10 protein-coding genes are annotated in these 8,297 nt (G+C 55.2%); all 10 read left to right on the top strand.

What is annotated here, in order from left to right; genetic code table 11:
* The first annotated feature begins 220 nt into the window (after positions 1-220).
* The 10 genes from GSQ70_RS25600 to GSQ70_RS25645 all read left to right on the top strand — a co-directional run bounded on the left by GSQ70_RS25600 (position 221) and on the right by GSQ70_RS25645 (position 7,680).
* Entirely contained in the window at positions 221-370 is a 150-nt protein-coding gene (locus GSQ70_RS25600; protein ID WP_158785150.1) for a Hok/Gef family protein, read from the top strand.
* A 154-nt stretch (positions 371-524) separates the two neighbouring features.
* Entirely contained in the window at positions 525-869 is a 345-nt protein-coding gene (locus tag GSQ70_RS25605) for a hypothetical protein (RefSeq protein ID WP_158785151.1), read from the top strand.
* On the top strand, positions 866-2,479 hold the full coding sequence (terL, locus tag GSQ70_RS25610; RefSeq protein WP_158785152.1) for a phage terminase large subunit: 1,614 nt from the start codon (positions 866-868) through the stop codon (positions 2,477-2,479). Before GSQ70_RS25605 ends, terL begins: the two co-directional genes overlap by 4 nt.
* 12 nt (positions 2,480-2,491) lie before the next feature.
* Positions 2,492-5,131, top strand: coding sequence for a hypothetical protein (locus GSQ70_RS25615; protein WP_158785153.1), 2,640 nt, complete (start codon positions 2,492-2,494; stop codon positions 5,129-5,131).
* Positions 5,131-5,430 (top strand): hypothetical protein, encoded by a 300-nt coding sequence (locus GSQ70_RS25620; protein WP_158785154.1) that lies wholly within the window; start codon positions 5,131-5,133, stop codon positions 5,428-5,430. The genes GSQ70_RS25615 and GSQ70_RS25620 overlap by 1 nt, the downstream gene beginning before the upstream one ends.
* Positions 5,414-5,755 (top strand): phage holin family protein, encoded by a 342-nt coding sequence (locus GSQ70_RS25625; RefSeq protein ID WP_233268518.1) that lies wholly within the window; start codon positions 5,414-5,416, stop codon positions 5,753-5,755. The genes GSQ70_RS25620 and GSQ70_RS25625 overlap by 17 nt, the downstream gene beginning before the upstream one ends.
* Positions 5,739-6,176, top strand: coding sequence for a lysozyme (locus GSQ70_RS25630; RefSeq protein WP_158785467.1), 438 nt, complete (start codon positions 5,739-5,741; stop codon positions 6,174-6,176). Before GSQ70_RS25625 ends, GSQ70_RS25630 begins: the two co-directional genes overlap by 17 nt.
* Positions 6,173-7,081, top strand: coding sequence for a hypothetical protein (locus tag GSQ70_RS25635; RefSeq protein ID WP_158785155.1), 909 nt, complete (start codon positions 6,173-6,175; stop codon positions 7,079-7,081). Before GSQ70_RS25630 ends, GSQ70_RS25635 begins: the two co-directional genes overlap by 4 nt.
* A 3-nt stretch (positions 7,082-7,084) precedes the next feature.
* On the top strand, positions 7,085-7,321 hold the full coding sequence (locus GSQ70_RS25640) for a hypothetical protein (RefSeq protein WP_158785156.1): 237 nt from the start codon (positions 7,085-7,087) through the stop codon (positions 7,319-7,321).
* Positions 7,321-7,680 (top strand): hypothetical protein, encoded by a 360-nt coding sequence (locus GSQ70_RS25645; RefSeq protein ID WP_158785157.1) that lies wholly within the window; start codon positions 7,321-7,323, stop codon positions 7,678-7,680. Before GSQ70_RS25640 ends, GSQ70_RS25645 begins: the two co-directional genes overlap by 1 nt.
* Positions 7,681-8,297: the final 617 nt, after the last annotated feature.

Consider the following 8,297-nt stretch of genomic DNA (forward strand, 5'->3'; position numbering starts at 1 on the left):
CACGATCGCGGTACCGCGCTGATAGTTATATCAATGAAAATTGATGCAGTGAGGGCGGGAGGGTATTATGCAGGCGGGCGCTTGAGGCTTTTTGTCTCATGCGTTTGCAGGAGTACAAAAAGACGAAAGCCCCGATTGACGTTAAATCAACCGAGGCCAACGCATGAACTTAGCAATTCAGATGTTAGCCTCTTACCCGCCGAAAGGCAAGGAGCTAACCATGAAGCAGCAAAGGGCGATCCTGATCGCCACCCTCGTGATAGCGGCGGCTGTGGCCGTCATTCTGGTAACGAGAAAAGACCTCTGTGAGGTACGCATCCGAACCGGCCTCACGGAGGTTGCTGTTTTCATGGATTACGAACCTAAGTAAGAGCAACAGGCGGGGAGCGATCCCCGCCATTTGCCGGGATCATGACCTTAAGCGCCCGCTCTATTCTACAGTCTGCCGGCATCCCTTTTAAAAGTCAGGATTTCGGTGCGCCTGCCGCAGGAAAATAGCCTCTTCATTTGAAGAGGCTATTTTTATGAGCGACGATTACAAAAACCGGCTGACAGAGCTGAGCGACAAACTAACCGACGTGGTTATCAATGAGGCTGATCCGGACAACTGGCCCGGCGCTGAAAAGCCCATAAAGCAGCTGACAAAGGACGAGCGCGGCGATCGCTACTGGAGCAAAAAAAATGCAGCCGGCACGCTGACGCTGCTGATCAAGGTGCATTCCCTGATTGGGATGCACGGGCGGGGTGGTACACCTGCAGAGGGTAAAAATCCCTCAGAGGCGGATTTTGAGCTGGGCCAGCAGGTAAACAGGGCAGAAAAGGAAGCGGCGGATATTCTTGAAAGGATTATGAAAAAAGGCAAAAAATGAATGTCTCTTTCCCCGCCTTTTTTCATATGTGGTCTGAGCGTATGCGCTGGGACGTGCCGGACTGCCACTGGATTGCCGTTAACTGGCTGGCCAGCCGTGGCGATCTGGCCGTGCTGCGCTGCTTTCGTGGCTTCGGGAAATCAACCATTCTGGGCGTCTATAACGCCTGGCGTTACTACGATAACCGCAATTACCGCATCCTGCACCAGTCAGAATCCGATCCTACAGCGTACAAAACCAGCCGCGATACGCAGAACGTTATACGCAATCATCCGCTCACCCGGGGCATGTTGCCCGACCGGCAGGGAACGGTTGAACAGTGGTGGGTTGAGGGCGCGGAGGATTTCCGAAATGCCAGTATGTACGCTAAAGGCATCCTGTCTAACGTCACGTCAGCGCGTGCGGACGAATGCCAGAATGATGACGTTGAGGTGCCGAAAAATATCACAACGCCGGAGGCCCGGGAAAAGCTGCGCTATCGCCTGGAGGAACAAACTCACATTTTGGTACCCGGAGGCAAAAAACTTTTCATCGGCACCCCGCACACACACGACAGCCTTTATGACGAGGTAGAAAGTATGGGCGCTGACTGCCTGACTATCCCTCTGTTTGCGCAGGCGCACCGCATTGAAGAAGACGCCGCCACGCGCACGCATTACGAGCTGCCGTTTACCCCTGAATTTGTTTTCATCGGGATCCACAAGGGCGCCAGGTTACTGCAGCAGGACGTTGACTACCGGTTGAGCGGTAACGTTATCGTGTTTTCTGAGCCGCCAGACACGCTGGTGGACTGTTACGCCGGCTGCGCGTGGCTCGATCGTTTCGACCGGGCGGAGCTGCTTAAACGTCGTGGCGAAACCCGCACGATAAACGCCTGGGACAGTCAGTATCAGCTGCACAGCAAGCCTGTGGGGCTGGTCAGGCTCAACCCAGACAGAATCCGCGAATACGCCGTAGAGCCGGAAATACGCTTTGGTAACGGCGTCTGCACAATGTGGCTCGGTAACGTGCAGATTGTGGGCGCGGTCGCTTACTGGGATGTGGCACTCGGTAAAATCAAAGGCGACGCCAGCGCCTTTTCGCTCATTCTCACCGACGCGCGCGGGCATCTGTACTGGCACGTCTGCCGGGGGCTGTCCGGCGAGCTGGCAGAGTTTGACGGCGACGACAAAATAAGCGGCGGGCAGGTTATCGAGATCAAAGAACTGGTGATGAAATATCAGATCCCCCGCGTCATTGTTGAGGTCAACGGCCCGGGCGGCTTTGCGCCCAAGCTGCTGCGCCAGGCGCTGAAGGGCAGCGGCTGTGGCGTCACGGAAGAGTTTTCCGTTATCAACAAACAAAAACGCATCCTCGATGCCTTTGAAGCGCCACTGTCTACTAAATTCCTGTGGGCGCACACGGAGGTGCTCGACGGCCCGATGTATGACCAGATGCGCGATTTTAACCCGCTGCTGAAAAACCAGCCGGACGACTATATAGATTCCGGCGCCGGCGGCATTTCACAGACCCCGGTGCGTATCGGTAAAATAGTCAGGATTTCGACCGGAGGCGGGCGCCAGAATTGGCAACCCGGCGATGGTAGTTATGAGGTCGCCGTTAATTACTGACGGAGATCTGCCATGTCTGTACCCAGCCAGACCCCCTACAACATTCACACCGGGAACGGCGTCACCACCGTATTTGCATTCGGGTTTCTGATTTCGTACGCCAGCGACCTGCAGGTATCCATTAACGGCAACGTGGTGGCGTCGGGTTACACGGTAAGCGGGGCGGGCAACACCAGCGGCGGATCCGTTACGTTTCTGACCTCGCCGGCGTCCGGAGCGATCGTAACGCTGTTGCGCGCTATTCCCCTGAATCGCACGACCAGCTACCAGGACAACGGTGACCTGCTGGCCGCCACGATTAATGCGGATTTTGACCGGATCTGGATGGTGTTGCAGGGGCAGGCGCTTAATAACTCGCTGGCGCTGATGCGGCCCTGGTTTAACTACAACTATTACGACGCGCTGGGCTACGGCATTAAAAATCTGGCCACGCCAACGGCGGACCAGGACGCCACCACTAAAAAATACGTTGACGATCTTCTTGCTGAAGAAGCTGCAGCAAGGGAAGAGGCGATCGGCGTCGATATTACCCGCACGCTGCGCCTGGCACCCGGGCTGCAGTTTAATCAGCTGCAGTCACCGGCCAGCCTGCGGGGCCGGCTGCTGTATTTTGATGAACAGACCGGCCAGCCCAATCCCATCATCCCGGCAGAAATGATTAACCCGGACGTACTCGACCTGCAGGCGTTTGATGGCCTTAAAAATGTTGGTCAGTGTCCAAACATTGCCACGCTGCGACAGATAGAACCTGCCTACGCCGCCCAGCAGATCTTCGTGCGGGAATATGCCGACGGCACCGGGCGGGGGGGCGGCACGTTCAAATACATCGAGAACGACACCACCACCGCAGACGACGGCGGCTATTTTATCGTCACGACAGGCGGCGCACGCTGGAAGCGTACCTGCACGCCTGAAATGCTGAACGCAGAGCATTTCGGCGCGGTAATGGATGGCGTTACTGACGATATGCCGGCGGTAAAACGCATGTACTATGCGACCGTTGCGCTCAACCCGGGGAACCCGGTAGGCGTGCGCCTGCCGGCGGGTAGTATTGCGCTGAGTTCCACGTTTGATCTGTCTGCAGCAACAGAACAACCTTTGTTTCGTCTGCGCGGCCCTGAGGTGGAAAATGGCGCCGTGCCGGCAACGCGAATTTATTTTCTGGATGCTGCATCGTCAACGCCGGTTTTCCAGGTCAATGCACGCAGGATGGAGATCGGCGGACTGCATCTGGTCGCCGCCGGTACGGTCACGCCGTTTTATAAAAACGTCTGTCCGGCTGGCCAGTACATCCGCGTTAAATCATTCCGCACTAACAGCAATGGCGGGCTGGTTTTCGACGTACTGGATACCATCGATACTAAATTTGACCAGATTTACTGCTACGGCACTTCAGGCGGATTTCTCCGCGCCCTGTGGACGAACACCGCGTACGGGGTATGGGATCACTCAACCGCAATAGAAATCTCAAATTCCAATTTTTCCAGCAACACGACGGTAGACGTTCTGCAGATGATCCGCTGCGGTCAGTCGCTGATGCATAACGTATGGTTTTCCGGCAATGAATATACGTTTGATATCTCGCAGGGGGGCTGGAAATTTGACACGGTGATCATGGAGGGATCGACGTTTTCAGCCAAAACCAAATGGGCAAAAATCCTGCAGATTAACTGCCGGTTTGCGCAGGGCGCAACGATGGATAATACGCTGTCAGGCTATACGGATGATATGGATCACGGCGCCAGTATTCCCTCATGGGTGTACAACGCGATGGACCAGGGAGAAATCAAACTTAATACCCAGGGATCTGCCATATCCGGGGGGCTGGCCGCAGGTTTTCGTTATTCCCAGACCGTTCTTCAGAATACGAACAACGTTGAAACCTGGTTTTATGTGGGCCGCATGACGCTGCCATCGCTCGGACGAACGGCAATTATGCGATTTGTAGGTGCTGCAGGCTGGGACAGTGCAGCAGGCGCAATAACGCGCCCGGGTGATACCCGCTTCGGCGGTGGTGAAACAAAGCTTTTTGTTGAAATGAAACAGCCAAATTCCGGAACGACCAGCGTAATCGAGGCGCACTGGTATTCCGAGGGGAGCGCACCGGTAAAGGAAATCCGGATCGTTCACAGCTGGCAAACTATCCACGTTTACGTACGAATCGCACAGTACGCACGCTATACGGGCGTTTTCGTCGAGTGCAACGGCGTGCCGCGCATAGAAACGGGTACACCTTTCTATCTCATTTCGTATAACACCCAGATCACTGACATTAACGCTATCGCAAATAACGTCACGGTGCCGCGACGCTGGGCCATAAACGCCGGTGGTTACGACGATAACGGTTTTGGGATGGATCTGGACAGCGGCGAACTGCTGATTTACTCGACCAGCCTGGTCGCCTCGGGCGCATCAACGTGGCTGCCAACGAGAATCAACGGCGAGCTAAAAAATGTGCAGTATCAGGATTTCCCCGACGCGCTGCGCTGCCCACGCTTCACGTACGCAGAACTGCCAGCGGCCCCCGACCGCGCCTATTGCCTTGTGCTCTGCACGGACACGACCCGCTCCCCGCCTATGCAACTTTTATATTCCTACGATGGGATGTGGTTCCCGGTTAATAACCCGGGCGACGCCTGGAGGCCAGCTTAATGACAGTGACAGCTAAATATTATCTCGATCCGGAGGTTTTTGGCGACCTGGGGCCGACGGACGATCGCGGCTATCACGACGTTGAATTTACGTGCATCGAGCTGACCGAAATCATTAATGAACAGCTGCTGTGCATTTATTCAATGGCCGTTAACGGGGCGCTGGTCAGTGACCGTTTCCGGCTGGGATTTCCAAACGAACCGGGCGACGAAACGCCGGAATACGCAGAGGCCAGGCTGGCGGAGTACCTGCAGAGAATGTACGACGCAAGCGGGGGCCGTGATGATCAATCCACATGACGGAATAAGCGCGCAGATAGTGAAATGGATAACGGAATATTTACCCTCGGTTTTTTCAGGCGCCACCGCTGTGGTGATTTCAGTATTAATCGATATCCGTGGGAGGAAACCAAAACTGTACACATGTACAGGCGGGCTTATCTGTGGTGTTGCGGCAATGGCTCTGTCAGCCGTGCTGGAGCATTTCGGCTTTTCTGACAGTTCCGGCCCATTTCTGGGCGCAATCATTGGTTTTGTGGGGGCTGACCGGCTGCGGGATACCGCAATTGCCGTGGTGGCACGCAGAACCGGTACAGAGAGAGGCAATGATGAAAATCAGCGATAACGGCATTGCGTTAATAAAGCAGGAAGAAGGGGAGCGCCTGACAGCCTATCGTGATCCCCGGGGCATACTGACAATCGGCGTTGGCCACACCGGCCCGGTTGACAGCAGGATGATTTACCCGGGACAGGTTATCACTCCGGCCAAATCGACAGCGCTGCTGTTATCCGATCTGGCATGGGTGGAGAAAATTATAGCCGGTAAAATCACCGCGCCGCTGACGCAAAACCAGTATGACGCGCTGTGCTGCCTGATTTTTAATATTGGGGCCGGCGCATTTTCTACATCAGTGGTCAGGCAGCGCCTGAATCTGGGCAACTATGCCGGTGCTGCAGATGCTTTTTTGATGTGGAAGCGTGCCGGCACCAATAAAGACATTTTGCTGGCGCGCCGGCAGCGGGAACGGGAGCTGTTTTTATCATGAGCATAACCCTGATTAATCCGCCCGGGATATATGTGGGGGCAGAGAGTACCGGCCTGATCCTGCCCGGGACAATTGATTTTACGGATCAGGCGCCCGCCAGCCTGCTGGCCACCATTGACCTGACCGCAGAAGCGCTGGATCCGCTGGTGACCTTTACCGGCCCCGCGCACTGGTTCTGGAATAAAAGTGGTCTGCTTGAGCTGACAACGGCGCAGACGTGGCCACTTGAGTACCGGGACGGCGTGGCGACAGGCCGGCACGAACCGGAACCCCAGGCGACGAACCTGCAGCCGCAGAGCCGCGCAAGCGTGCTCGGTAATTACGTTAAAACGTCCGGGCTGGATGAATTTTTGATTGACGACGCCGGCGCACCGGACGGCGGCGCAATCGGGCTGGTACCGGTGGAGTGTGATGTTTACGCAATGTCACAGGATAACGGCGGCGCGTACCTGTTTCCGCAAACGAAATACGCCAGATCGACTGCCTGGCAGCGAATAGAGTTTACGGTTATTTCGACGGCCAGCAGCAGGTTGAGGGTGTGGATTGGCAGAAACTCTGCAACCGGCGCACCTGCGGTATTTTTGACTCAGACAGCCTATGCAGCAGCGGCAGGCTATGCCATTTCGTTTTTTACGCGCGAAGGTGACGGGGCGACATTTCCGGCAGGTTTCGTACAGATTGAAAAAGGGGATTTCTGCACGTCTCCGATCGTCACCGGTGACGCGACAGCAACCCGCACCGCCAGTTCTGCGATCGTCAATACCACCGGGGCCAGATTTATTACGGTCAGCTACAGCAACGGTGACCAGGACACATACAGCACGCCAGGCAGTTCTTACACGCTGCCGGTTTCACAACGGAACTGGGGCGCGCGATACATTCAACTGATCGAACTTTGGGGGTGAAGCGTGGCCGATTTTAAAAACGTGGTGGTTACGGAAGAGTGGCAGGAGGTGTACAGCGGTGACGACGACGCAACATTGATTTGCGTGGCCGGTCAGGGAGAAATCTGGCGATCGGCGGGCGCACCGGCAGCAGACACGCTTGGGATACCGCTAAACACCGGTCAGAGCCTGAGAGGTTCCGGGCGGTTACTGGGCCGCGCTGCTTTTGGTACACGTCGCGCCGTGTTTGTGGTCGGTTGATGAATGTCAGACTTTGGGCGCTGGTGGCTGCAGCGGTGCTGGCCGCCGGCTGGGGTTATGGGCATACCCGCTATCTTGCGGGCTGGTATGCGCATTCTGAGAAAGTGAACGCCGCCGCTGAGCAAAAAAAAGGACGTGCTGCAGCTGCAGTGCAGGTTACGGAAGCCGCCGCTGCTGCCGCCAGTGCGGGGGGCAGGGTGGTTTACCGGACGGTTTACAGAGACGTGGTGAAATATGTTAACAATCCGGCGCGCACTGTGTGCCAGTTCGATCCTGATGCTGTGCAGCTGCGGCAACGCGCCATCGATGCAGCCAACCATATCCCCGGATTTGATGCAGCCGCCGTGCCGGATAAGTGACGCCGGCGCAGACAGTGACGCCGATTTGCAGGCCGACACGGAGACAGCAGAATGCGTACGCGAGCTGCGCACCAATATTTACCGCTGGTAGGGGTGGTATAAAGCGCTGCAAATACAATGAGTTAAATATATCGATCTGTAACGTCGATCAATAAGGCGGTATTGATCGACAGTAACGATTGGCAGGTTGTTGCCGGGGTGGTTATTTTAATCAGGCACAAGGAGCGCATTATGATATGGACGCGAAGAAAAACCTGGCTGGTTGTTGTCTCTGTCTGTTGCCTCGTGTGGATTTCCATACTCATCCTGCTACTACCTTTAATCTGACAGTCCTTTTTTCCTGAGCACCAACACCAGGCCCGGCGCAAGTCGGGTTTTTTTTCGTTGCCGTTTGCCACGTTCGCGTTATGATAACCGTTAATGGAAAACACCATGTAAGGATTACATATGAATAACATTGAGATGGAAAAAAAACTGGCTGAAGGGGGGTTCAATTCAAAAGAAATTGCTCTTCTCAGATTCATGACAGAAAGAGATTCCACGACTTATCAGGTTTTGATAGTAGAACTCAGTAAAAGGTTTATTGGTGCTGTTATCTTATTGATAATTATTTTTGG

Source organism: Pantoea sp. BAV 3049 (assembly GCF_009765445.1).
Lineage (GTDB): Bacteria > Pseudomonadota > Gammaproteobacteria > Enterobacterales > Enterobacteriaceae > Erwinia.

Excerpts from the sequence above, each read along its gene's own strand:
- GSQ70_RS25600 (WP_158785150.1), top strand. The coding sequence starts at position 221 with ATGAAGCAGCAAAGGGCGATCCTGATCGCCACCCTCGTGATAGCGGCG.
- GSQ70_RS25605 (WP_158785151.1), top strand. The coding sequence starts at position 525 with ATGAGCGACGATTACAAAAACCGGCTGACAGAGCTGAGCGACAAACTA.
- terL (WP_158785152.1), top strand. The coding sequence starts at position 866 with ATGAATGTCTCTTTCCCCGCCTTTTTTCATATGTGGTCTGAGCGTATG.
- GSQ70_RS25615 (WP_158785153.1), top strand. The coding sequence starts at position 2,492 with ATGTCTGTACCCAGCCAGACCCCCTACAACATTCACACCGGGAACGGC.
- GSQ70_RS25620 (WP_158785154.1), top strand. The coding sequence starts at position 5,131 with ATGACAGTGACAGCTAAATATTATCTCGATCCGGAGGTTTTTGGCGAC.
- GSQ70_RS25625 (WP_233268518.1), top strand. The coding sequence starts at position 5,414 with ATGATCAATCCACATGACGGAATAAGCGCGCAGATAGTGAAATGGATA.
- GSQ70_RS25630 (WP_158785467.1), top strand. The coding sequence starts at position 5,739 with ATGAAAATCAGCGATAACGGCATTGCGTTAATAAAGCAGGAAGAAGGG.
- GSQ70_RS25635 (WP_158785155.1), top strand. The coding sequence starts at position 6,173 with ATGAGCATAACCCTGATTAATCCGCCCGGGATATATGTGGGGGCAGAG.
- GSQ70_RS25645 (WP_158785157.1), top strand. The coding sequence starts at position 7,321 with ATGAATGTCAGACTTTGGGCGCTGGTGGCTGCAGCGGTGCTGGCCGCC.